The organism is Sphingomonas sp. BE138 (assembly GCF_031456125.1).
In the GTDB taxonomy this organism is placed as follows: Bacteria; Pseudomonadota; Alphaproteobacteria; order Sphingomonadales; family Sphingomonadaceae; genus Sphingomonas.
In genome coordinates, this window is record NZ_JAVDUC010000003.1 from 194,268 (window position 1) to 218,235 (window position 23,968).

At 69.7% G+C, this 23,968-nt stretch carries 19 protein-coding genes; 10 read left to right on the top strand and 9 right to left on the bottom strand.

The features are described 5' to 3' along the window. Window positions 1-207: 207 nt before the first annotated feature. From ftsH to J2Y58_RS06030, 8 genes are all read right to left on the bottom strand, one after another. Window positions 208-2,118 carry an ATP-dependent zinc metalloprotease FtsH gene (gene ftsH / locus J2Y58_RS05995; protein WP_405053073.1) on the bottom strand — a complete coding sequence of 637 codons (1,911 nt, stop codon included), beginning with the start codon at window positions 2,116-2,118 and terminating at the stop codon, window positions 208-210. A 138-nt stretch (window positions 2,119-2,256) separates the two neighbouring features. Beyond that, window positions 2,257-3,222 (bottom strand): tRNA lysidine(34) synthetase TilS, encoded by a 966-nt coding sequence (gene tilS, locus J2Y58_RS06000; protein ID WP_310100139.1) that lies wholly within the window; start codon window positions 3,220-3,222, stop codon window positions 2,257-2,259. 31 nt (window positions 3,223-3,253) lie between these two features. Further along, window positions 3,254-4,135, bottom strand: a complete 882-nt coding sequence (locus tag J2Y58_RS06005) for a tetratricopeptide repeat protein (RefSeq protein ID WP_310100143.1) — start codon at window positions 4,133-4,135, stop codon at window positions 3,254-3,256. 85 nt (window positions 4,136-4,220) lie between these two features. Continuing rightward, window positions 4,221-5,105: a RodZ domain-containing protein gene (locus J2Y58_RS06010; RefSeq protein WP_310100146.1), complete on the bottom strand. Its 885-nt coding sequence runs from the start codon at window positions 5,103-5,105 to the stop codon at window positions 4,221-4,223. Window positions 5,106-5,215: 110 nt separating this feature from the next. Further along, window positions 5,216-7,483 (bottom strand): phosphoenolpyruvate--protein phosphotransferase, encoded by a 2,268-nt coding sequence (gene ptsP / locus J2Y58_RS06015; protein WP_310100149.1) that lies wholly within the window; start codon window positions 7,481-7,483, stop codon window positions 5,216-5,218. Between the two features lie 186 nt (window positions 7,484-7,669). Continuing rightward, window positions 7,670-8,692: a Holliday junction branch migration DNA helicase RuvB gene (gene ruvB / locus J2Y58_RS06020; RefSeq protein WP_310100152.1), complete on the bottom strand. Its 1,023-nt coding sequence runs from the start codon at window positions 8,690-8,692 to the stop codon at window positions 7,670-7,672. Window positions 8,693-8,748: 56 nt separating this feature from the next. Beyond that, window positions 8,749-9,057 (bottom strand): hypothetical protein, encoded by a 309-nt coding sequence (locus J2Y58_RS06025; RefSeq protein ID WP_310100155.1) that lies wholly within the window; start codon window positions 9,055-9,057, stop codon window positions 8,749-8,751. A gap of 124 nt (window positions 9,058-9,181) precedes the next feature. After that, the gene (locus tag J2Y58_RS06030) at window positions 9,182-9,838 is read right to left on the bottom strand and encodes a hypothetical protein (RefSeq protein ID WP_405053074.1); all 657 of its coding nucleotides are present in this window, start codon (window positions 9,836-9,838) and stop codon (window positions 9,182-9,184) included. Window positions 9,839-9,946: 108 nt separating this feature from the next. Between J2Y58_RS06030 and ispH the strand changes: the two genes are divergently transcribed. From ispH to bla, 7 genes are all read left to right on the top strand, one after another. Next, window positions 9,947-10,924, top strand: a complete 978-nt coding sequence (gene ispH, locus J2Y58_RS06035; protein ID WP_310100160.1) for a 4-hydroxy-3-methylbut-2-enyl diphosphate reductase — start codon at window positions 9,947-9,949, stop codon at window positions 10,922-10,924. A gap of 13 nt (window positions 10,925-10,937) precedes the next feature. Further along, a complete protein-coding gene (gene thrB, locus J2Y58_RS06040) occupies window positions 10,938-11,891 on the top strand; it encodes a homoserine kinase (RefSeq protein WP_310100163.1) in 954 nt (317 codons plus the stop codon). Beyond that, a complete protein-coding gene (gene rnhA, locus J2Y58_RS06045; protein WP_310100166.1) occupies window positions 11,888-12,343 on the top strand; it encodes a ribonuclease HI in 456 nt (151 codons plus the stop codon). The genes thrB and rnhA overlap by 4 nt, the downstream gene beginning before the upstream one ends. Window positions 12,344-12,632: 289 nt before the next feature. Next, window positions 12,633-14,171, top strand: coding sequence for an FAD-dependent oxidoreductase (locus tag J2Y58_RS06050; RefSeq protein WP_310100169.1), 1,539 nt, complete (start codon window positions 12,633-12,635; stop codon window positions 14,169-14,171). 523 nt (window positions 14,172-14,694) lie between these two features. Continuing rightward, a complete protein-coding gene (locus tag J2Y58_RS06055) occupies window positions 14,695-17,178 on the top strand; it encodes a TonB-dependent receptor domain-containing protein (protein ID WP_310100173.1) in 2,484 nt (827 codons plus the stop codon). A 62-nt stretch (window positions 17,179-17,240) separates the two neighbouring features. Then, window positions 17,241-17,765 (top strand): RidA family protein, encoded by a 525-nt coding sequence (locus J2Y58_RS06060; protein WP_310100175.1) that lies wholly within the window; start codon window positions 17,241-17,243, stop codon window positions 17,763-17,765. Window positions 17,766-17,775: 10 nt separating this feature from the next. Next, the gene (gene bla, locus J2Y58_RS06065; protein ID WP_310100178.1) at window positions 17,776-18,675 is read left to right on the top strand and encodes a class A beta-lactamase; all 900 of its coding nucleotides are present in this window, start codon (window positions 17,776-17,778) and stop codon (window positions 18,673-18,675) included. A 12-nt stretch (window positions 18,676-18,687) separates the two neighbouring features. Here the strand turns inward: bla and J2Y58_RS06070 are convergent, their stop codons facing one another. Next, window positions 18,688-19,131, bottom strand: a complete 444-nt coding sequence (locus tag J2Y58_RS06070; protein ID WP_310100182.1) for a thioesterase family protein — start codon at window positions 19,129-19,131, stop codon at window positions 18,688-18,690. Window positions 19,132-19,216: 85 nt separating this feature from the next. Between J2Y58_RS06070 and J2Y58_RS06075 the strand changes: the two genes are divergently transcribed. The 3 genes from J2Y58_RS06075 (at window position 19,217) to J2Y58_RS06085 (ending at window position 23,953) form a co-directional block, all read left to right on the top strand. Beyond that, a complete protein-coding gene (locus J2Y58_RS06075) occupies window positions 19,217-20,344 on the top strand; it encodes a zinc-dependent alcohol dehydrogenase family protein (protein WP_310100184.1) in 1,128 nt (375 codons plus the stop codon). After that, entirely contained in the window at window positions 20,341-21,711 is a 1,371-nt protein-coding gene (locus tag J2Y58_RS06080; protein WP_310100187.1) for an aldehyde dehydrogenase family protein, read from the top strand. Before J2Y58_RS06075 ends, J2Y58_RS06080 begins: the two co-directional genes overlap by 4 nt. A 61-nt stretch (window positions 21,712-21,772) precedes the next feature. Beyond that, on the top strand, window positions 21,773-23,953 hold the full coding sequence (locus J2Y58_RS06085) for a penicillin acylase family protein (RefSeq protein ID WP_310100189.1): 2,181 nt from the start codon (window positions 21,773-21,775) through the stop codon (window positions 23,951-23,953). Window positions 23,954-23,968 lie beyond the last annotated feature (15 nt).

Here is a 23,968-nt window from a genome sequence, read left to right on the forward strand (position 1 = left end):
TACAAGCGACCTCGGCCCGTCTGGATTTCCGCCGCCGCGGAATTGACAGCCAAGTATTCCACGAACGTCAGCCCTGATGTCGCCCGGTCGCAGCCGGTCTTCTCCAGCCCGCCCGTAACGACTCACCTCCACGCGCCGACGCGTCCGCCGTACCCCGAACAAAAAAGGGCGGCCCGCAGGCCGCCCTTTCCCCTACCTATCGGACCCTCATGCCCCGGCGGGCGACGGGCTGCCGAACGGTCCCGACGGACGCTTGGTCTTCGGGATCGACGTCCCCACCGCCGGTACCGAGGGCGTCTTCGGCCCCTGATCGCGACGATCAAGCTCCTCGCCCGCGATCAGGCGCTTGATCTCGTCGCCGCTCAGCGTTTCATATTCCAGCAGCGCGCCGGCCAGCAGGTGCAGCTGGTCGAGATGCTCGGTCAGCACGTGCTTGGCGCGGTGCAGACCACCCTCGACGATCGCCTTGATCTCGTCGTCGATCAACTGCGCGGTCGCGTTCGACATCCGGACCGGCTGGCTCGAGGAATACCCCAGGAAGCTCTCGCCCTCCGGCTGCGCATATTCGACCGGGCCGACCTTGTCCGACATGCCCCACTTCGTGACCATGTCGCGTGCCAGACCGGTGGCGTACTGGATGTCGCCGCTCGCGCCGCTCGACACCTTGTCGTAGCCGAAGATCACCTCCTCGGCGATCCGGCCGCCCATCGCCACTGCCAGGTTCGCGTACATCTTGTCGCGATGATAGCTGTAGCTGTCACGCTCCGGCAGGCGCATCACCATGCCCAGCGCACGGCCGCGCGGGATGATCGTCGCCTTGTGGATCGGGTCGGACGCCGGCTCGTGCAGCGCGACGATCGCGTGGCCCGCCTCGTGATAGGCGGTCATGCGCTTCTCGTCCTCGGTCATCACCATGCTGCGGCGCTCGGCGCCCATCATGACCTTGTCCTTGGCCTCTTCGAACTCGGCGTTCGCGACCAGCCGCTTGCCCTTGCGCGCCGCCATCAGCGCCGCTTCGTTGACGAGGTTGGCGAGATCGGCGCCCGAGAAGCCCGGCGTGCCGCGCGCGATCGTGCGGGCATCGACGTCGGGCGCCAGCGGCACCTTCTTCATATGCACTTCGAGGATCTTGACGCGACCATCGATGTCCGGGCGCGGCACCACGACCTGCCGGTCGAAACGGCCCGGGCGCAGCAGCGCGGGGTCGAGCACGTCGGGACGGTTCGTCGCCGCGACGATGATGATGCCTTCGTTCGCCTCGAAGCCGTCCATCTCGACCAGTAGCTGGTTCAGCGTCTGCTCGCGCTCGTCGTTGCCGTTGCCCAGCCCGGCGCCGCGGTGACGACCGACCGCGTCGATCTCGTCGATGAAGACGATGCACGGCGCGCTCTTCTTGGCCTGTTCGAACATGTCGCGCACGCGGCTCGCGCCGACGCCGACGAACATTTCGACGAAGTCCGAGCCCGAGATCGTGAAGAACGGCACGCCCGCCTCGCCCGCGATCGCGCGCGCCAGCAGCGTCTTGCCGGTGCCCGGCGAGCCGACCAGCAGCGCACCCTTCGGGATCTTGCCGCCCAGCCGCGCGAACTTCGTCGGATCCTTCAGGAAGTCGACGATCTCAGTCAGCTCGGCACGCGCCTCGTCGATGCCGGCGACGTCGTCGAACGTGACCTTGCCTTCCTTCTGGGTCAGCATCCGCGCACGGCTTTTGCCGAAGCCCATTGCGCCGCCCGCACCGCCGCCCTTTTGCATCTGGCGCAGCACGAAGAACGCGATGCCCAGGAACAGCAGGAACGGCAGCGACTGGTACAGCAGCACCATCCAGATCGACGGCCCTTCCTCCGGCTTGCCGGCCACCTCGACCCCCGACTTGCGCAGCCGGTCGATCAGCCCGGAGTCCTGCACCGGATAGGTGCGAAACTTGTCGCCGCTCGAAAACGTGCCCGAGATCATGTCACGGCTGACGTTCACGCTCTTCACCGTGCCCTCGTCGACCTTGTCCAGGAAGGTGGAGTAAGCGATCGTATTGCCCTGTGCGGTGCTCGTCCGCCCGTCGAACAGCGTCACGACCACCGCGAGCGAGAGCAGTACGCCGACCCAGATCAGCAGGCTCTTCATCCACGGGTTCGGACCGCCCGAACCGTTATTGTCGTTGCCGCCGTTGCCGGGCTGCCTGTCGTTGTCGTTCATCGGCTACCTTTCCGTCGGCTACAATGTAGGCGCGAAGGGGTTAATGGCAATGGAACAACTCGGGGATCAGAGCGATCGACGCGGTGGCGCGATCGAAAAGATCCACCCCGCCGGTGCAGAACGAACCAGAATGCCGGCCTGCGTGGCGCTCCGTGCGGCGTCCAGCGCGTCGAGCAGCGCCTCGACATTGGCCGAATCGGGGTCGAACGGCGGCGCGGTCACCGCGAGTCGCGCGCGCGTGTCGTGCAGTGCGCGGCGCACGAGCCGGCGGCGCAGCTCGCGCGGCTCGTCGGCGATCGCGAACCCCTCGCCCGGCCCCCGCCACCGCGCGGCCCATGCGCGCTCCGTCGCCGCCGCGATCACCTCCTCCGCCTCGGCCAGGTAGCGCGCGGACGCCGCCAGCGCGCCGGCGTCCAGCGCGGGCGTGGCGGACAGCACGGCGCGGATCGTCGTGCGGTCGTGCCGCGGATCGTCGTTGGAGGGATCGTCGACGAACGGCGTCCCGCTCTCCTGGACCAGTGCGCGCAACTCGGCGCGCCGCCATCCCAGCAGCGGACGCAGCACCGCGGCGGCACCGTCCATCCGCACCGGCCGGATCGCCGCCAGCCCGCCCAGCCCCGCCGCGCGGTTCAGCCGCATCAGCAGCGTTTCGGCTTGGTCGTCGGCATGATGCGCGGTGAACAGGAACCGCGCACCCGCCTCCGCTGTCCAGGCCCCGAGTGCGGCATACCGCGCCGTTCGCGCGCGCATCTGGATGCTGTTGCCGGTGATCGGCGCGCCGGGCAGCAGCGTGGCATGGGGCACGTCCAGCATCGCGCAGACGTCCGCGACCATCGCCGCCTCCACGTCCGATCCGGCCCGCAGGCGGTGGTCGAACGTCGCCGCGATCACCCGCCCCGGCCATGCCGCCGCAGCCAGCCGCAGCATCGCCATGCTGTCCGCGCCGCCCGATACCGCCAACGCATACCGTTCGGCACCGACGTTGCCGAAACGCGTGAACAAAGCGTGCGCAGCGTGGTAAAAACGCGCCACTGCCGGTTCCGGCAGCGCCCGCAGCGTCACCTCACTTGCACTTGGCGGCGATGCGGGCCTTGGCGACGTCCGCCTTCATCTTCGCCGAAATCGTCGCGCCATAGACGTCGGTCAGCTCGCCATAGACCTTGCAGGCGTCCGGCGCCTTGTCGAGCTTCACCAGCGCGCTGCCGAGATAGTAAAGGCTGTCCGGCGCACGCTCGCCATCGGGGAACTTCTTGTAATTGTCGTAGAAAGCGATCGAGGCAAGACTTGGCTTGCCATCGTCGAGATACGCGCGCCCGATCAGATTCTGCGCATAGCTCGCGCGGCGGCTCTTGGGATGATCGGCAACGACCTTCTTCAACGCCGTCACCGCCTCGCCGTACCTCTTGGCCTCCCACAACCGATATCCATAAAGATACCCGTCCTCCGCCGCGTCGCCCGTGCTCGGCTTCGTGACGGACGCGGTAGCGGCTGATTTGTCAGCGGGTTCAGGCGCTTCCGGCACGGTCACGTCCGGACCGCCGACCGGCTGCACCGGCGTCGCGGCGGGCGGCGGCGCGGCGAGCTTCGCGTCGGTCGCCCTGCGATAGTCGGCGAACTGCTGCTCCAGCTGCCGCACGCGATACTCGTTCTGCTCGATCTGTCCGGTCATCGACGCCAGCTGCTGCTCCAGCGACGTCACCCGCGCGGTCAGGTCGGTGATCGCGCCCGAGGCCGGCACCCCGGCGGCCTCCACCGAGGTCGGCGCGGTCGGCGCGATCTGCGGCTCTACCATCATGCCCGCGCCGCCCGGGAAGACCTTGCGCTGCACCGCGCGCATCTCGCTCTCCAGCTTGTCGACACGCGCCTCGACCGGCGCGTCGCGCTGCGCCAGCGCCGGGCTGCTCAAGGTCACGGCGATCGCGGCGCCCAGCAAAAATCTCGTCATCCCGTCTTCCCCCGATGCGCCACGGCATCGGCCATCGTCTTGAACCATCGATGCTTTCGCCAGCCTGAAGCCGGCGAGCGCACCGTCACTCCCCCGCACTCGCCTGGAACGCGGGCGGCACCGACGCCCCACCTGCTCCCGACGTCGCGGTCGGCGGGGAAGCGGTCGGTGCCGGCGCGCCCGAGAAGCGTGCCGCCAGCGCCGGCGCGCTCACCCCGACGTCCTTCATCGCGCGCTTGCCGTCGCCGAGCGGCGGCAGGGCGCGCCCATCGACCGTGATCTGCAACTGGTCCGGGCGGCCGATATTCAGCATCGGGCGGTCGGCGCCTTGCGGCACGTCGAAGGTCTGCCCCGGCTGCAACGTGCCGGTGAACAGCGTCTTGTTCGCGCCGTCGTAGACGCGCATCCACACCTCGTTCTTCGCCGTCAGCACCACCTTGCCCGCGGACGGCGTCGGGCTCGGCGGCGGGACCGGAGCGCTCCGCGCGACCGCCGCCGGGCTGGCCGCCGCCACTTCCGGCGCTTCCTGCGTGCCGCGGAACATACCCGTCGACAGCCACAATATGCCGAGCACCAGCACCGCCAGCGCCACGCCCGCGGCGACGATCACCAGCCCGCGCGACGGCCCGCGCGAAGGATCGGCGATCTCCTCGATATGATGCTGGCGCATCGGCATGGCGCCGCGTGCCAGTTCGCCGCGGATCCCGCGCCCGATCTCGGCCTGGTCGAGCCCGACCGCGCGCGCATAGGCACGCGCGAAGCCCGAAGCATAGGTCGGCGACGGCAGCAGATCGAGCCGGTCGTCCTCCAGCGCCTCCAGGAAGCGCTGCGTCACGCGGGTTCGCGCCGCGACCTCGGCCACCGACAGTCCCTGCGCCTCGCGCGCGGCACGCAGCCGCCCGCCCACCGTGGCGGGCTGCGCAGCACCGACCGGGGTCGCCGCCTGCGCGGGATGCTCGCCTTCGCTCATTCCTGTCTCCGACCCCGCATGTGCTGCTCTCGCCTTCGCATCGTCTTTCAAAGCGGTGTCGACGTGTCAACCGATCGCACCGCTCCGCGCTGGCTCAATCCGTCCGATCGCTACGCCAGTTCGACGCCCTGCGCCGCGGCCCATTGTCCCAGCGTGCCGCGCACGTCGCGCGGCGGCGCGGCGAGCAGCTGGTTCATGAACGCGGTTAGCGCGGCATGATCCAGCGAGCGGATCATCGCCTTGACCGGGCCGACCGCGGCGGGAGTGATCGACAGCCGGTCGATCCCCAGCCCGATCAGCGCCATCGCCTCCAGCGGGCGCCCGCCCATCTCGCCGCAGACCCCGACCGGCACCCCCGCCTGCGCTGCCGGCACCGCGACGCGGCGCAGGAAGCGCAGGATCGAGGTCGACAGCCAGTCGTAGCGCTCGGCCAGCTTCGGGTTGGCGCGGTCGGCGGCAAAAAGGAATTGCGTCAGGTCGTTGGTGCCGATCGAGAGGAAGTCGACGTTGGGCAGCAGCAGGTCGAGCTGGAACGCCAGCGCCGGCACCTCGAGCATCGCCCCATAGCGGACCTCCTGCGGCAACCGCTTGCCGCGGCCGTGGAGAAAGTCGCGCTGCCGCTCGAACAGCGCGCGCGCCTCGTCGAACTCCCACGCTTCCGACACCATCGGGAACATGACGTTAAGCGTCCGCCCGGCCGCGGCCTCCAGCAGCGCGCGCGCCTGCGCCTTCATCAACCCGTCGCGCTCCAGCGCGAGGCGGAGCGCGCGCCAGCCCATCGCCGGATTCTCCTCGTCCTCGGCATGGACAAGGTACGGCAGCGCCTTGTCGCCGCCGATATCGACGGTGCGGAAGATCACCGGCCGCGATCCGGCGGCGTCGAGCACCTCGCGGTACAGCCGCTGCTGGCGCTCGCGCTGCGGCAGGGTCGCGGAGACGAGGAACTGGAATTCGGTGCGGAACAGTCCGATCCCGTCCGCGCCGGTCACGTCGAGCGCCGCCACGTCGTCGCGCAGCCCGGCGTTGACCATCACCGTGACGCGGTGGCCGTCCTTCGTCTCGGGCGCGACGTCACGAAGCGCGGCATAGGCGGCCTTGCGCTTCTGGCGCGCGCCCAGCTTGGCGTCGAACGCCTCCTCCATCGGGGGGGTCGGGCGGACGGTGAGCGTCCCCTCGGTCACATCGAGTAGCAGCAGGTCGCCCTCGCCGATCAGCCGACGGACGTCGCGGACCCGCCCCAGCACCGGCACTCCCATCGCCCGCGCGACGATCGTGACGTGCGCGGTCAGCGACCCTTCCTCCAGCACGACGCCCTTCAGGCGGCGGCGGTCGTACTCCAGAAGCTCCGCCGGCCCCAGGTTGCGCGCGATCAGGATCGTGTCCTGCCGCAACCCCAGCTGCGCCGCCGTTCCCATCTGGCCGGAGACGATCCTGAGCAGCCGGTTCGACAGATCCTCCAGATCGTGCATCCGGTCGGCGAGCAGCGGATCGTCGATCTCGCGCATGCGCTGGCGGGTGCGCTGCTGCACGCGTTCGATCGCCGCCTCGGCGGTCAGCCCGCTGTCGATCGCTTCGTTGATGCGCCGTGCCCAGCCTTCGTCATAGGCGAACATCTTGTAGGTGGCGATCACCTCCTGATGTTCGTCGCCGACGCCGAATTCCGCCTCGCGCGCGATCCGGTCGATCTGCTCGCGCATCTTGTCGAAGGCGGCATAGACGCGGTGGCGCTCGGCCTCGGTATCCTCGGCGACGGTGTGCTCGATATGGATACGCGGCTGGTGGAAGACCGCGCAGCCCGCCGCCATGCCGTCGACCAGCTTCTGCCCCGGGATGCGCGTCGGCGCGGTCGATTGCGGGCGGTCGCGCGGGCTGGCTTGGTCGATCAGGCCGGCATTGGCGATCAGCTCGCTCAGCACCATCGCCACCGTCTGCAACGCCTCGATCTCGACATCCTCGTAGCGGCGCGGATCGGCGTGCTGGACGGCCAGCACCCCCACCGCACGCTCGCGCCGGATGATCGGGACGCCGGCGAAGCTGTGGTAGCGGTCCTCGCCGGTCTCAGGCTTGTAGGCGAAATCGGGATGGCTGGCCGCCTCGTCAAGGTTCAGCACCTCGTTGTTCTGCGCGATCGTGCCGACCAGCCCCTCGCCCAGCGCCAGCTTCGTCACGTGCACCGCCGCCGGATCGAGCCCGCGCGTCGCGAACAATTCCAGCACGCCCTCACGCAGCAGGTAGATCGAGCACACCTCGCTATCGAGCGCCTCGCCGATGATCTCGACCACCGAGTTCAGCTTGGCCTGCGCGTTCGATCGCGCCGCCATCACGTCATGGAGATTGACGAGGATCTCGCGGGCGGAACGGGCGGCGGACACGGGCATGACCCATGTCGCTATCAGACCTGTGGCTTGGGTGCCACGCAGCAATTTTCTTTTATGGTCGCGGTCCGGTCGTCCGGCGCGCGAATGTTGCGAAAGTTGAGACGCCGGCGGGACTTCTCAACATTCGCGCGCCTCCATCATGCACCGTCCATGACACGGTCGGGCGCCTGTAGGACAGCCCTTCGGTCAATCGAACAGACCGTCCTGCGCGCCCGCCGGCGGGTTGAGACCGAGATGCTTCCATCCGCCCGCGTTCAGCACGCGCCCGCGCGCGGTGCGCGCGACGAGGCCGAGCTGAATGAGATAGGGCTCGATCACCTCCTCGATCGTGTCGCGCGGCTCGCTCAGGCCGGCCGCCAGCGTCTCCACCCCGACCGGCCCGCCGCGGTAAATGTCCGCGATCATCGTCAGATAGCGGCGATCCATCGCGTCGAGTCCGAGCTTGTCGACCTCCAGCCGGTCGAGCGCGCGATCCGCGATCGCCGCATCGACCACCGCAACCCCGGCAACGTTGGCGAAGTCGCGCACGCGCCGCAGCAACCGTCCGGCGATGCGCGGCGTCCCGCGCGCGCGCCGCGCGATCTCGATCGCGCCGTCGCGCGCGATGCCGAGGTCGAGCAGTTGCGCGGCGCGCGACACCACGCGCTCCAGTTCGTCGACCGTGTAGAATTGCAGCCGCACCGGGATCCCGAAGCGATCGCGCAGCGGCGTCGTCAGCAGGCCCTGCCGCGTCGTCGCACCCACCAGCGTGAAGCGCGGCAGGTCGATGCGCACGCTGCGTGCCGACGGCCCCTCGCCGATCATCAGGTCGAGCGCGCGGTCCTCCATCGCCGGATAGAGCACTTCCTCCACCGCGGGTTGCAGGCGGTGGATCTCGTCGATGAACAGCACGTCGCCGTCCTCGAGATTGGTGAGCAACGCGGCGAGATCGCCCGACTTGGCGATCACCGGACCCGACGTGGCGCGGAAGCCGACCCCCATCTCGCGCGCGACGATCTGGGCCAGCGTGGTCTTGCCGAGCCCCGGCGGTCCGAAGAACAGCACATGATCGAGTGCGTCGCCGCGCCCCCTGGCGGCCTCGATGAACACGCGCAGGTTCTCGCGCGCGGCCTTCTGCCCGACGAAATCGTCGAGCGTCTTGGGGCGCAGCGCAGCGTCGACATCCTCGACACGGCGCGCGGGCGAGATCAGGCGATCGTCGTCGGTCACGCTTCGTTCCGTAGCGAAGCCGGCCGGGGGAACAAGCCCTGTCGACGCTTCCCGCGTCAGGCGAGGCGATCGATGATACGCCCCTGCCCGATCGATGGCGCGCCGCCATAGGTCACCGCGCCCGCCGCCATGCTGCTGCGCAATTTCTCCATGACCCGGTCGAACTGATCGAGCTGATCGCTGGCGGTACGGATCAGGCTGCCGGTCGAGCCGGCATCGTCGCGGACCGCCACCGCCGCCTTCGCCGGCGATGCCGCGGCGACCGGTGCCGCCGACGTGCCCGCCGCCTGCGCAAGCGCCGGCCGCGCCGTCGCGGCGAGGCGCGCGGTCGACAGGGAAGCGGCAATCGGAGACAGGCTGGTCACGTCACGTTCCTTCGTCCTACGTCACCCGCGACGCAGACGGCGTCCGTCCTACACCGTCAAACCTTTCGCAAAGATGAGTGGCCGGACAATCCGCCGGGCTGATAAAGGCTGCCCGCCTTCGTGGTTAACGCGTGGCGTTGTAGCGCAGCTGGTCCTGGGTCAGCTGGAAGCCGACCAGCGCCTCGAACGTCGCCGACGCCACCGCCTGTCGGACGGTCGGGTCGGCGAGCGGATCGACCGCGGCATCCTCGTCCCCGGCCTTGCGGCGGCGGGTCAGGCGGTCGCGAACGTCCTGCGGCAGCGTCGCGGCGCTGCGCGCGACCGCGCTGCTCGCCTCGGCGCTGGTGGTCGCCAGCGACTGGCCGGCGTCGAAGTGCAGCCCGACCTGCGAGACGCGCTTGGCGACGACCTGGCTGCCACCGCGCGTCACGACGATGAAATAGGGAAGCGTCACGTCGCGCGCGCCATCGGTGCGGGTGCGGCGTGCGCGCACGTCGAAGGTGACGCGGGTCGAGACGTCCTCGCCCTGGTCGTTGCAGGTCGAGCGCACGTTGCTGATCGTCGCGACGACATCGATCGCGCTCGCCGCGCGGCTGGCGGGCGGATCGAACAACGTCACGTCGCCGGTGCCGGCGGGGACGCCCACGGTCGGGCACGCGCTGCGCACCGCGGTGATGCCGGCGCCGCCGCCGGACACGTCGATCTCCCCGCTTTTCGCGCAACCGGCCACGAGCAGCAGGACCAGCGGAGCGGCGATATAGCGAGCGTTCACGAACACAATCCCGGGCAATTGGGCAGGAGGCGATACGGCGCCGCGAAACGGCCCCGGGTCGTCGCCAGCATAGGAACCGTCTATCGCCGGAGCAAGCATTCGCGTAGAGCCGCGAACATGGCCGACACCGTTCCCGATCCCGCCACCCCGCCCCGCCGCCCGCTCGAACTGCTGATCGCCGCACCGCGCGGGTTCTGCGCGGGCGTCGATCGCGCGATCCGCATCGTCGAGCTGGCGATCGAGAAGCACGGTGCGCCGGTCTATGTCCGGCACGAGATCGTCCACAACAAATTCGTGGTCGACTCGCTGAAGGCCAAGGGTGCGATCTTCGTCGAGGAACTGGACGAGGTACCGGACGGGGCGCCGGTCGTCTTCTCGGCGCATGGCGTGCCGAAGTCGGTGCCGGCCGCGGCGCAGAACCGCGGGCTCGACTATCTCGACGCCACCTGCCCGCTGGTCTCCAAGGTCCATCGCCAGGCCGAGCGGCTGGTGGCGGCGGGCCGCCACATCGTCTTCATCGGCCATGCCGGCCACCCGGAGGTGATCGGCACCTTCGGGCAGGTGCCCGAGGGCGCGATGTCGCTGGTCGAGACCGTGGCGGACGTCGAGGCGCTGGTCGTCCCCGATCCGCAGAACCTGTCGTTCCTGACGCAGACCACGCTGTCGGTGGACGACACCGCCGCGATGGTCGAAGCGCTCCACCGCTGCTTTCCCGCGATCCAGGCGCCGCGTGGCGAGGACATCTGCTACGCCACGTCGAACCGACAGGCGGCGGTCAAGGCGATCGCCGATGCGTGCGACGCCGTGCTGGTGATCGGCGCGCCCAATTCCTCCAACTCGCTGCGACTGGTCGAGGTCGCCGAGCGGCAGGGCATCCGCGCCGCGCTGATCCAGCGTGCGGCCGAACTCGACTGGTCGTTCCTCGACGGGGTCGGCACGCTCGGCATCACCGCCGGGGCGTCGGCGCCCGAGCTGCTGGTGCGCGAGCTGGTCGACCGGCTCGCGACGCGCTTCGACGTGACGGAGCGCGAGGAGGAGACCACGCGCGAGACGATCGCGTTCAAGCTGCCGCGCGAGCTCGATACCGCCGCCTGATCCAGCATCCGTCATGGCCGTCTACACGCACGTCTCCGCCGAGTCGCTCGCCGACTTCCTGCGCCGCTACGATGCCGGCGAACTGATATCGGTGAAGGGGATCGCCGAGGGGGTGGAGAATTCCAACTACCTCGTCGACACCAGCACCGCGCGCTTCATCCTGACGCTGTATGAAAAGCGCGTGGCGGCGGGCGACCTGCCGTTCTTCATGGCGTTGCTCGATCATCTCGCCGCGCGCGGGCTGGCGGTGCCGCCGGCGATTCCCGATCGCGACGGCGGCGTCATCCAGACGCTGGCGGGCCGGCCGGCGTGCCTGATCCGCTTCCTGCCCGGCGTGTCCGTCTCGCACCCCACGCCCGCGCAGGCGCAGGCCGCGGCGCGCGCGATGGGTGAGATGCACGCCGCCCTCGCCGATTTCGCGCCGACGCGCGCCAATTCGATGGGGATCGCGACATGGCGGCCGTTGCTGGAGCGGTGCGGCCGCGACTTGGACACGATCCGGCCCGGCCTGTTCGACCGGGTCGACGCCGCCCTCGCACGCGTCGAGGCGGCGTGGCCCACCGGGCTGCCGGTCAGCGCGATCCATGCCGACCTGTTCCCCGACAACGTGCTGATGCACGGCGACGAGGTGACCGGGCTGATCGACTTCTATTTCGCCTGCACGGACCTGCGCGCCTATGACCTGGCGGTGATGCACTCGGCGTGGACGTTCGATGCGCGCGGCGAGCATCCCGATGCGGCGGTCGGCGCCGGGCTGCTCGCCGGCTATGCCGAGACGTTCGCGCTGAGCGCGGCGGAGCGCGCCGCCTTGCCGCTGCTCGCCGAAGGGGCGTGCATCCGCTTCCTGCTCAGCCGCGCGTGGGACTGGCTGCACACGCCCGCCGACGCGCTGGTGATGCGCAAGGACCCGCTCGCGTATCTGCGCCGGCTCGACTGGTATGCGGCCCATCCCGAGGCGTTCGCATGACCGAGCTGACGCAGGTCGAGCTGTTCACCGACGGCGCGTGCAAGGGCAATCCCGGCCCGGGCGGCTGGGGCGCGGTGATCCGTGCCGGCCGCCACGAAAAGGAACTGGCCGGCGGCGAGCCGCTGACCACCAACAACCGCATGGAACTGACCGCCGCGATCCGCGGGCTGAACGCGCTCACCCGGCCGTGTCGCGTCACGCTGTCGACCGACAGCCGCTACGTCATGGACGGGCTGACCAAGTGGATCCACGGCTGGCAGAAGAACGGCTGGAAGACCGCCGACAAGAAGCCGGTCAAGAACGCCGACCTGTGGCAGGAGCTGCTCGCCGCCGCGCAGCCGCACCGGGTGGAGTGGAAGTGGGTCAAGGGGCACGCCGGCCACCCGGAGAACGAACGTGCCGATCGCCTGGCGAGCGATGCGGCGACCGCGGCGGGGCGCACCCGCGTCTAGCCCGACCAGCGCTAAGTTGCTGCGCCCGCGAACAAAGAAGTTGCGCTTTTATGAAGAATAGGTTTCATTTCGACTCGCTCGCCGCACGAGCGAGTGACCGAAAGTTGCGCCGCCGCCTTTGAAGGCGGCCGGGGCGACCTGTGATCCTGAGCTCGAGAGGATGCTGACGGGTTGGTGACGGCGAGCAGCCGTCACCCTGTTCGGTATCGGGGATCAGGGGGACAGGTTGGTGACAGCGACACGGCGCGCGGTTCTTGGAAAATTGGGGATGGTGGCGGGGCTCGGCCCCATGTTGGGGGCGATGCAGGCGTTGGGCATCGCCGGCATCGCGCATGCCGAGGAGTGGGCGCCGCTGCCCGCCGAGGTTGGTCGCGGGCGGCACGTCGTGGTGCTCGGTGCCGGTATCGCGGGGCTGACCGCGGCCTATGAACTGGAACAGGCGGGCTTCCTCGTCACCTTGCTGGAGGCGCGCGACCGGGTCGGCGGGCGCGCCTGGACGGTGCGCGCCGCCGACCGGATCGAGATGATCGGCGAAGCGGATCAGGTCGCGCGCTTTTCCGACGGCATCTATTTCAACGCCGGGCCGGCGCGCATCCCCAGCTTCCACCAGGGGCTGCTCGGCTATGCCAGGAAGTTCGGCGTACCGATGGAGGTGGAGGTCAATTCCAGCCGCTCGGCCTATATCATGGGCGACGACGGGTCGAAGATCCGGATGCGCACCGCCATCAACGATATGCGCGGGCGGATCGCCGAGCTGCTGGTCAAGGCGATCGACCAGGGATCGCTCGACAAACAGCTCACCGCGATCGACCGCGAGCGGCTGATGCCGTTCCTCAAGGCATACGGCGATCTGGATGCGGCCAACAGCTTCACCGGCACCGAGCGGTCGGGCTTCGGCACCGCGCCGGGCGCGGGCGTCACCTTCGCATCGCCGTCCACGGCGATGCCGCTCGACCAGTTGCTCGCCAACCAGCGGCTGCCGATGACGCTGTTCGAGGACAATCTGTACATGCAGGCGACGATGTTCGAGCCCGTGGGGGGCATGGATCGTATCCATGCCGGGTTCGACCGCCATCTGCGCCGCCCGGCGCTGTTGGGCGCGGAGGTGACGCAGATCCGTCAGGGTCCCTCGGGCGTCGACGTCGTCTACCGCGATCGCATGAGCGGCGTGGTGAGCCGCGTCGCCGCCGACTATCTGATATGCACCATCCCCTTCCCGGTTCTGGCGACCATCGACACCGACTTCTCGCCGCGGCTGAAGCGGACGGTGGCGGAGGTGAAGTACGATTATTCGAACAAGGTCGCGTTCGAAAGCCCGCGCTTCTGGGAACGCGAGCAGATCTACGGCGGCATCTCGTTCGTCGGTGGGCCGACCACGCTGATCTGGTATCCTTCGGCCGGGCTGCACAGCGAGCGCGGCATGATCCTCGGCTGCTACAGCTCCGGCCCGAACGCCGCCGAGTTCCAGAAGCGCCCGATCGCCGAGCAGATCGCCTTCTCGCGCGGCGTGATCGACCGGCTCCACCCCGGGCATGGCGCGGATTGCGTCAACGGACTGGCCGTCAACTGGCACAAGGTGCCGTTCAGCCTGGGGCCGTGGCCGGACTGGAACGCGGGCAGCGCGAACGGCCGGCAGGAGGGGCATATCGACACCCCGGCGTTCCGCTTCCTGCAGGAGCCGGAAGGCCGGATCTATTTCGCGACCGCCGCGCTCAGCCAGACGCCCGGCTGGCAAGAGGGCGGCATCCAGTCCGCCAGGCGGCAGGTGACCGCACTGGCGCGACGGGTCGCGGCTGACGGCGCACCCCGCACCCGGCGCGCGGCGTGACCCGGACACGCGCTCCCGTGCGCGGCAGCAGGTCGGGCCGCCTCTCGCGTCGATCGCGCCGCCTGGATCATCAAGAACCCGACTAAGGCCCCCGGCGACCGTAACGACAATAGTCGCATGGGGTGCCGGAAGTATTCATGACAAACTTGATGCACTACCGTCTACCGGATCTCGCCCGGTGGACATCGGCATCGCGCACCTAATGCATAGCACTGAGCGATATTTTTAGCTGGTTCACTGCGCCAAATTTGTTTTGTGCCGAATCACAATGTATCTTGCCACACGCTGAATCATTGCAAATAGTTGGCAGGTCGAATGTGATGGCGGGGCAGCAACGAATCAGCGATTACAAGATATTATAATCATAAGCACCGCCCCGTTCGGAGAGGATCCTGTTTGTCTGCACTCGACAAGGGGGATTGGGATGATTCTACGTCATGGCGTGTCTTATGCAGCGTTGTCGGCATATTATCTGATTTCAATCGCGACGCCTGCTTCTGCTCAGCAAGCGGCACCATCGCTGATGCCGGTATCGGCCACCGTCGACCCCGATCCGATCGCCGGCGCGGAGCCGCAGGATGGCACAGAGGTGATCGTCACCGGCACGCGCGCGACCGGCATCACCGCGGCCGAAAGCGCCACCCCGATCAAGGTGCTGGGCGAGGAAGCGCTGAGCCACGTCGGCCAGCCGAACCTGAACCAGGTGCTGACGCAGCTCGTACCGTCCTTCGTGGCGCAGGCGTTCGGCGGCGACACCGCCAACCTGACGCTGTCCGCCCGGCTGCGCGGGCTCAGCCCGAACCACGCGCTGGTGCTGGTCAACGGGAAGCGCCGCCACGGCACGTCCAACCTGGCGGTGCTCGGCGGACCGTTCCAGGGTGCGGCGACCGCCGACCTCGACCTGATCAGCCCGTCGTCGATCAAGCGCATCGAGGTGCTGGAGGACGGCGCGGCGGCGCAATACGGCTCCGACGCGATCGCCGGGGTCATCAACATCATCCTGAAGGACGACAGCGAAGGCGGCGACGGCTATGTCACCGCCGGCCGCAACTACGATGTCGGCGGCGACACGCTGGCGGGGACGCTGCATCTCGCGACGAAGCTGGGCGACAACGGCTTCCTGAACGTCACCGGCTTCCACCGCTTCCACGACTTCACGCAGATCGGCGGGCTCGACCGGCGCGTGACCGACAGCAACGGCAACCTGCTGACCGCGACATCCAACCCGGCGCTGTCCGCGGTCCAGCGACAACTCTTCCCGTTGATCGACAAGTTCCCGTACGTGAACCGCATCAACGGCGACGCGCAATCATCGCTCACCAACCTCCAATACAACAGCTCGTATGATTTCGGCAGCGTCGAGGTGTACAGCTTCGGCACCTATTCGAAACGGATCGCCAGCGCCTACCAGAACGTCCGCGTGCCGACCCGCGTCTCGCGCACCGTCGCCGGGGTCACCACCTATTTCGATCCGGAAGGCGACAATCCCGCAAACGGGTTCAGCCCGCGCCAGAAGATCCGCGAGGACGACATGGCGTTCACCGGCGGCGTGCGCGGCGATGCCGGCGGCTTCCACTACGACCTGTCGACCACCTTCGGGCAGGACAAGGCGCTGGTCTATACGATCGATTCCGCCAACGCCTCGCTATACGCCGACACCGGCTTCACCCCCACCAGCTTCTACAACGGCCTGTTCAAGTCGACCGAGTTCACCGTCAACGCCGATGTGCGGCGCGAAATCGAGGCGGGTCTCGCGACGCCGATCACGCTGGCATTCGGCGCCGAATATCGCCGCAACCTGTACGAGATCGGCTCGGGCGATCCCGGATCGATCTACAAGGAGGGCGGGCAGTCCTATCCTGGCTTCCGCCCCTCCGATGCCGGGGTCCATGCGCGCACCGGCACGTCGCTCTACGTCGACGTCGCCGCAAACCCGGTCGAGGCGCTGAAGGTGGACGTGGCGGGCCGCTACGAACATTATTCCGACTTCGGCAGCCGCTTCATCTACAAGGGTACCGGTCGCTACGACGTCTCGGACGCCTTTGCGGTGCGCGGTACCATCTCCACCGGCTTCCGCGCACCGACGCTGGCCGAATCCTTCTATTCCGCCACCAACGTGTCGCCGACCGCCGCCTTCGTCCAGCTGCCGGCCAATTCCGCCGCCGCCAAGCTGATCGGCTTTCAGAACCTCAAGCCCGAGAAGTCGACCAACTATTCGCTGGGGACGGTGATCCGGCCAACCCCCGCGCTCACCATCACGCTCGACGCCTATCAGGTGCGCATCCGCGACCGCATTCTCGGCACCGGGTCGATCTTCGGCAGCGGCGGCGCGGTCAATTTCCCGGTCGTGACGCAAGCGATCATCGCCAACGGCAACGTGCTGGATCCGACCGTCAGCCAGACCGGCATCAACATCTTCACCAACGGCGCCGACACGCGCACGCGCGGGGTCGACCTGGTGGCGACGTATACCACCGACTTCGGCGATTACGGGCGGGCCAACTGGACGATCTCGGGCAATTACAACGAGACCAAGCTCACCCGCCTCATCGCGGCGCCGTCCAGCCTGACCGATCCCACCACCGGGCAGGCGACTCCGCTGTTCAACGCCGGTGCGCAGTCGAACATCGAAACCGCCTCCCCGCGCGTGAAGGTGATCACGTCCGTCCTCTACAGCATCGAGAAATTCTCCGCGACACTGCGCGGGACGGTCTACGGCAAGACCTCGGCACAGCTCAGCCCGGACGGCGGCGTGTTCTACGAACAGGCGATCGGCACGACCTTCATCGGCGACATCGAGCTGAACTACGATATCACACCCGACCTCAGCCTCGCGCTCGGCGCCAACAACGTCTTCAACAAGCGCCCGCCGACCGTGCCGCTGGTGCCCGGCACCACCAACCAGACGCTGGTGAACGGCGGCAACGTGCTGGATGCGCCGCTGACCTTCAGCCCCTACGGCATCAACGGCGGCTATTATTACGCGCGCCTCAACATCAACTTCTGATACGTCCCGGCGGGCGTCCGGCCGGGCGCCCGCCGATCACGACCGTCCTGAAAGGATCCGCCATGTCGCCTCGCCTGCTCGCCGCCGTCGTCTCCGTGCCCGCGCTTGCCGCCGCGTCCGGGATCGCGACCGGCGCCGCCGCCCAGACCGGCGCCGTCACGCGCCACGCCAATACGCCGCCCGGCCTCATCCTTCAGGGGGTGACGGTCAAGCCGGGGGCGACGACCTTGTACCTGTCGGGGCAGCTCGCCGCGCTGCTCGACCCCGCCAACAAGAAGCCGCCGGCGCAGCTGACCAGCGACGACTATGGCGACACGAAGACACAGACCGTCAGCATCCTGAACAAGATCAAGGGCATCCTGGCGGCGCGCGGCTTCGCGATGTCCGACGTCATCAAGATGACGGTCTTCGTCGCGGGTGATCCGAAGCTCGGCGGCAAGATGGATTTTGCGGGCATGAACGACGGCTTCAAGCAATTCTTCGGCACCGCGGAGAACCCGAACACCGTCGCGCGCTCGACGGTGCAGGTCGCCGCGCTCGCCAGCCCGGCCTATCTCGTCGAGATCGAGGTAACCGCGGCCAAGTGAGGACGCCGCGATGATCGACCGCCGCACCTTCGCGATCGGTGCCGGCGCGGGCATCCTGCTGCCCCGTGGCGCGCGCGCGCGACCGATGGACGCGGTCGCGCAGGTGCGCGCGCTGGAGCGCGCGATCGGCGGGCGCATCGGGGCGTTCGTGCTCGACGTCGGCAGCGGGCGCAGCGTCGGATGGCGCACCGACGAGCGCTTCTGCCATTGTTCGACCTTCAAGCTGTCGCTGGCGGCGATGGCGCTGCAGGAAGCCGACGCCGGGCGGCTCGACCTCGACGAGCCGTTGCGCTTCGGTCGCGGCGACATCGTCGGTCATTCGCCGGTGGTCGCGGCGCATCTCGACGACGGCCACCTGCCGATCGTGCGGCTGGCCGAGGCGGTACAAGTCACCAGCGACAATGCCGCGGCCAACGTCCTGTTGCGCCGGCTCGGCGGCCCCGCGGCGCTCACGCGGTTCTGGCGCGGCACCGGCGACGCGGTGAGCCGGATCGACAGCGACGAACCCGGCGTCAACGTGATCCCGCCGGGCACGCAGGAGAACAGTACGACCCCGCGCGCGATGGCGCACACGGTGGGACGGATCGTGCTGGGCGACGTCCTCACGCCGGGCAGGCGCCGCCTGTTGCAGGGGTGGATGGCGGCGACGCGCAGCGGGCTGGCGCGGATCAGGGCGGGTGCGCCCTCCGGCTGGCGCGGCATGGACAAGACCGGCACGGGCATGCGCCGCGGCGTCGGCAACAAGACCAACGACCTCGCGGTGCTCGTCCCGCCCGGCGGCGGCGCGCTGGTCGTCGCCGGCTATGTCGAGCATCCGGCCTACAGCGAGGATGTCCGCCCCGCCCACGAACACGCGCTGCGTCGGCTCGGCGAGATCGCGGTGGCGTGGCACCGCGGCGCGTCCACGTAAGTGGATCGGGCCTTAGCCTGACACCGGCCGCAGCGTCTCCAGCCGCTCGCGCCACGCCGCCGGCAGCGGCACCGGGCGGCGGTTCGCGCGGTCGACATAGACGTGCGTGAACACCGCCTCCGCCGCCGCATCGTGCGCACCGGCGGTGAACGCGCCCAGCCGGTAGGTGACGCTCGACGTCCCGAGCCGGTCGAGCGCCACGCCGATCGCGACCGGTTCGGGATAGCTGACGGAGCGCGCGTAGCGGCACTGCGTCTCCACCACCAGGCCGATCGGATCGCCGTGCGCGACGTCGAGCAGCCCGGCCGCGATCAACCAGTTGTTCACCGCCGTGTCGAACCAATGGTAGTAGATCGCATTGTTGACGTGGCCGTAGGCGTCGTTGTCGCTCCACCGGGTGACGATATCCTGCCACCAGCGATAGCCGTCGCGCGGCCGCAGCGCTTCCCTTGCCATAGTCTCTCCTTTGATCCGCGCGTGTAGCCGGCTATTCCGGGCTGATGAAGCCGCACCGGCCACGGACGAGAGGATGGACGCGCGCATGAAGATCGAGGCCGCCGTCCTGCGCCGGCGCGGCGCACCGCTGCCCTATGCCGACAGCCGCCCGCTCGTCGTCGAGACGCTGGAGCTCGACCCGCCGGGCAAGGGCGAGGTGCTGGTGCGGATCGCCGCGGCCGGGCTGTGCCATTCCGACCTGTCGGTCATCAACGGCGACCGCCCGCGCCCGCTGCCGATGGCGCTGGGGCACGAGGCGGCGGGGACGGTCGCGGCGCTGGGCGACGACGTCGACGATCTGGCGGTCGGCGACCATGTCGTCATGGTGTTCATGCCGAGCTGCGGGCATTGCCTGCCGTGTGCGGAGGGACGGCCGGCGCTGTGCGGCCCCGGCGAGGCGGCGAACGGCGACGGGCGGCTGCTGTCGGGCGCCACCCGGCTGCACGACGCGGACGGCGCGGTGCATCACCACCTCGGCTGCTCGGCGTTCGCCACGCATGCGGTCGTCTCGCGCCGCTCGCTGGTGAAGGTCGATCCGGCGCTGCCGCTGGCGGAGGCGGCGTTGTTCGGGTGCGCGGTGCTGACCGGAGTCGGCGCGGTGGTGAACACCGCCGAGGTGCGCGCCGGGCAGACCGTCGCGGTCGTCGGGCTCGGCGGGGTCGGGCTGGCCGCGGTGCTGGGCGCGCTGGCGGCGGGCGCGGCGCAGGTGATCGCGGTCGACCTGATGGACGACAAGCTGGCGCTCGCCCGCGATCTGGGCGCGACCGCGACGGTCAGGGCGGGCGAGGAGGCGGTCGCGCAGGTCCGCGCGCTGACCGGCGGCGGCTGCGACGTGGTGCTGGAGATGGCGGGCTCGGTCCGCGCGCTCGACAGTGCGGTGGCGATGACGCGGCGCGGCGGCACCACCGTCACCGCCGGGCTGCCGCCGCCCGACGCCGCACTGCCGGTGAACGTGGTCGCGCTGGTAGCGGAGGAGCGGACACTGAAGGGCAGCTACATCGGCACCTGCGTGCCGTCGCGCGACATTCCCCGCTACGTCGCGCTCTACCGCGCCGGGCGGCTGCCGGTCGACCGGCTGGTGAGCGGCTACCTGTCGCTGGACGACATCAATCGCGGCTTCGACGACCTGCACGCCGGTCGCGCCGTCCGCCAGATCGTGAGGTTCGACGCATGACCAGGGTTTCGTCGCGCAATCCCGCCACCGGCCGCGTGATCGCCGAGCACGACCTGCTGTCGGGCGCCGCGATCGACGCTGCGCTGGAGCGGGCGTGGCGCGGCTGGAAAGCGTGGCGCGACCGGCCGGTCGAACACCGTGCCGGGCGACTGCACGCGCTCGCCGCGATCCTGCGCGAGCGCAGCGACACGCTCGCCGGCCTGATCGTCGCCGAGATGGGCAAGCCGATCGTGCAGGCCCGCGCCGAGGTCGAGAAATGCGCCGGGCTGTGCGACTGGTATGCGCAGAACGGCCCGGCGATGCTGTCCGACGAGCGGTTGCCGGTCGAGGACGACGGCACCGCGACGCTGGTGTGGCAACCGATCAGCCCGATCCTGGCGGTGATGCCGTGGAACTTCCCGCTGTGGCAGGCGCTGCGCGCGGCGGTGCCGATCCTGTTGGCGGGGAACGGCTTCGTGCTGAAACATGCCGACAACGTGCTGGGCTGCGCGGCGGCGCTGGAGCAGGCGGTCGCGGCGGCGGGGGTCGACGACGGCGCGTTCCTCCACCTGCCGATCGCGCAGGACGATCTCGCCGACGTGATCGCGGACCGCCGTATCGCGGCGGTGACCGTCACCGCCGGCATCGCCGCCGGGTCCGCGATCGCGGCGGAGGCCGGACGGCACCTGAAGAAGTCGGTGCTGGAGCTGGGCGGGATCGACCCGTTCGTGGTGCTGGCCGACGCCGATCTGGAGGCGGCGGCGCAGGCGGCGGTCAAGTCGCGCTTCCTGAACACCGGGCAGGTCTGCATCGCCGCGAAGCGGCTGATCGTCGAGGCGGGCGTCCACGACGCCTTCGTCGCACGCGTCGTCGAACTCACCGCGGCGCTGGTCGTCGGCGATCCGACCGACGCAGCGACGTTCATCGGCCCGCTCGCCCGCGCGCGCGGCCGCGACGATCTGGATCGGCAGGTGCGCGCCAGCATCGCGGCGGGCGCGCAGTTGCTGCTGGGCGGCGAGGCGCTGCCCGGCCCCGGCTCCTATTACGCGCCAACCGTGCTGTCCGGCGTCACCCCCGGCATGTCCGCGGCGTGCGAGGAAGTGTTCGGCCCGGTCGCCGCGATCCTGCGCGCCGACGATGCCGACCATGCCGTGGAACTGGCGAACGGCACCGACTATGGCCTGTCGGCGGCGCTATGGAGCAGCGACCGCGAGCGTGGCCAGTCGCTGGCGCGCCGGATCCGCGCCGGCGCGGTGTTCGTCAACGGCATCTCCGCCTCCGACCCGCGCGTGCCGATCGGCGGGGTCGGCAAGTCCGGCTATGGGCGCGAGCTGTCGTTCTTCGGCCCGCGCGAGTTCGCCAACGCCAAACTGGTCTGGGCGCGCTGACGACGGAGAACACTAACCGCGGTGCTTGGCCGGCGACGGCTTCGCGGTTTAGGCTGCGGCGATGACCGATCCGCTGCGCCGCGCCCGCCATCTGCCGATCCTCGCGTTGCTGCTGACCGCTGCCGCCGCGCCGGACGCGTCGACGGCGCGCTGGAAGGCGCAGGCGGCGCGGGTCACGATCACCCGCGACGACTGGGGCATCCCGCACATCCACGGGCGCAGCGACGCCGATGCGGTGTTCGGCATGTCCTATGCGCAGGCGGAGGACGATTTCGCGCGGGTCGAGGCGAACTACCTGACCGCGCTGGGCCGCACCGCGGAGGCGGATGGCGAGGCGGCGGTGTGGGCGGACCTGCGCCAGCGGCTGTTCGTCGATCCGGACGCGCTGCGCGCGCAATATGCCGCCAGCCCGGCGTGGCTGCGCGCGCTGATGGACGCGTGGGCGGACGGGCTCAACTTCTATCTGGCGACGCATCCCGCGACCAGGCCGCGCGTGCTCACCCGCTTCGAGCCGTGGATGGCGCTCAGCTTCACCGAGGGGAGCATCGGCGGCGACATCGAGCGGATCTCGCTGTCCGACCTCCAGACCTTCTACGGACGCCCGACCCCGCCGACCCCCGAGGAGCGCGGCTCCGTCCCGCGCGAGCCGTCCGGATCGAACGGCATCGCCATCGCGCCACGGCTGACCCGCAACGGCCGGGCGCTGCTGCTCATCAACCCGCACACCAGCTTCTACTTCCGATCGGAGGCGCAGCTGTCGAGCGACGAAGGGCTGGACGCTTATGGCGCCAGCACCTGGGGGCAGTTCTTTGTTTATCAGGGGTTCAACGCGCACGCGGGGTGGATGCACACCTCGTCCACCGTCGACAACGTCGACCAGTTCGCCGAAGCGGTGACGCTGCGCGCGAACGGTTGGGCCTATCGCTACGGTGCGGAGATGCGCCCGGTGACGCGGCGCGAGGTGACGATCCGTTTCCGCCGCCGCGACGGCAGCCCGGGCGAGCGGCGCTTCGCAACGTGGCGGACGCACCACGGCCCGATCGTGGCGGCACGGGACGGGCGCTGGATCGCCACCGCGCTGATGTGGCGGCCGGTCCCCGCGCTCGAACAAAGCTGGCTGCGTACCAAGGCGACCGACCTCGCCGGCTATCTGGCAGTCGCCGAGCGCAAGGCCAATTCGTCGAACGACACGTTGTTCGCCGACGACAAGGGCGAGATCGCGTTCCTGATGCCGCAGTTCATGCCGATCCGCGACGATCGCTTCGACTATACCCGCCCCGTCGACGGCAGCGATCCCGCCACCGACTGGCGCGGGCTCCACGCGCTGTCCACGTTGCCCAGCGTGGCCAACCCGCGCGTCGGCTGGCTCCACAACACCAACGACTGGCCATGGAGCGCCGCCGGCCCCGACAGTCCGCGCGCCGCCGACTATCCGCGCTACATGGACCAGGTCGGGGCCAACGCACGCGGCGCGCACGCCGACCTGCTGCTGACCGGCAAGCGCGGCTGGACGCCCGAGCGGCTGCGCGCCGCCGCCTACGATCCGTACCTGCCCGCGTTCGCGCGGCTGATACCGGGCCTCGTCGCCGCGTGGCGGGCGCTGCCGGCAACCGATCCGCGCCGGCGTGCGCTGGCGGAGCCGGTCGCGGCGCTGGCGCGCTGGGACCATCGCTGGGGCTATGATTCGGTCGCCACCAGCCTGGCGGTGTTCTGGGGCGACCAGCTGTGGCGCGAGGTCGGCGACATGGCGCAGGCAGAGCGGATCAACGTCCCCGACTATATCGCCACCCGCGTCACCCCCGCCGCCAGGCTCGCCGCACTGGACGCCGCGGTCGCGCGGCTGTCGCGCGACTTCGGGACGTGGCGGACGCCGTGGCGCGCGATCAACCGCTTCCAGCGGCTCGACGATGCGATCCGGCCGCACTTCGACGATGCGCGGCCGTCGATCCCGGTCCCCTTCACCTCCGCGCAATGGGGCAGCCTCGCTTCCTTCGGCGCGAAGGCCTGGCCGGGCACCAGGCGTTACTACGGCACCAGCGGCAACAGCTTCGTCGCGGTGGTCGAGTTCGGCCCGCGCGTGAAGGCCAGCGCGGTGATGGCGGGCGGGCAGAGCGGCGACCCCGCCTCCCCGCACTTTGCCGACCAGATCGATCGCTATGGCACCGGTCGGCTGCGCCCGGTCTATTTCCACCCGGACGAGCTCGCCGGGCACGTCGAACGCCGCTATCGCCCCGGCGAATAGCGGCCGCGCGGGTGC

Excerpts from the sequence above, each read along its gene's own strand:
- J2Y58_RS06055 (WP_310100173.1), top strand. The coding sequence starts at position 14,695 with ATGCCGGTATCGGCCACCGTCGACCCCGATCCGATCGCCGGCGCGGAG.
- J2Y58_RS06060 (WP_310100175.1), top strand. The coding sequence starts at position 17,241 with ATGTCGCCTCGCCTGCTCGCCGCCGTCGTCTCCGTGCCCGCGCTTGCC.
- ptsP (WP_310100149.1), bottom strand. The coding sequence starts at position 7,483 with ATGCCCGTGTCCGCCGCCCGTTCCGCCCGCGAGATCCTCGTCAATCTC.
- J2Y58_RS06080 (WP_310100187.1), top strand. The coding sequence starts at position 20,341 with ATGACCAGGGTTTCGTCGCGCAATCCCGCCACCGGCCGCGTGATCGCC.
- ispH (WP_310100160.1), top strand. The coding sequence starts at position 9,947 with ATGGCCGACACCGTTCCCGATCCCGCCACCCCGCCCCGCCGCCCGCTC.
- J2Y58_RS06005 (WP_310100143.1), bottom strand. The coding sequence starts at position 4,135 with ATGACGAGATTTTTGCTGGGCGCCGCGATCGCCGTGACCTTGAGCAGC.
- J2Y58_RS06085 (WP_310100189.1), top strand. The coding sequence starts at position 21,773 with ATGACCGATCCGCTGCGCCGCGCCCGCCATCTGCCGATCCTCGCGTTG.
- J2Y58_RS06070 (WP_310100182.1), bottom strand. The coding sequence starts at position 19,131 with ATGGCAAGGGAAGCGCTGCGGCCGCGCGACGGCTATCGCTGGTGGCAG.
- thrB (WP_310100163.1), top strand. The coding sequence starts at position 10,938 with ATGGCCGTCTACACGCACGTCTCCGCCGAGTCGCTCGCCGACTTCCTG.
- rnhA (WP_310100166.1), top strand. The coding sequence starts at position 11,888 with ATGACCGAGCTGACGCAGGTCGAGCTGTTCACCGACGGCGCGTGCAAG.
- J2Y58_RS06050 (WP_310100169.1), top strand. The coding sequence starts at position 12,633 with ATGTTGGGGGCGATGCAGGCGTTGGGCATCGCCGGCATCGCGCATGCC.
- J2Y58_RS06010 (WP_310100146.1), bottom strand. The coding sequence starts at position 5,105 with ATGAGCGAAGGCGAGCATCCCGCGCAGGCGGCGACCCCGGTCGGTGCT.
- bla (WP_310100178.1), top strand. The coding sequence starts at position 17,776 with ATGATCGACCGCCGCACCTTCGCGATCGGTGCCGGCGCGGGCATCCTG.
- J2Y58_RS06075 (WP_310100184.1), top strand. The coding sequence starts at position 19,217 with ATGAAGATCGAGGCCGCCGTCCTGCGCCGGCGCGGCGCACCGCTGCCC.
- ftsH (WP_405053073.1), bottom strand. The coding sequence starts at position 2,118 with ATGAAGAGCCTGCTGATCTGGGTCGGCGTACTGCTCTCGCTCGCGGTG.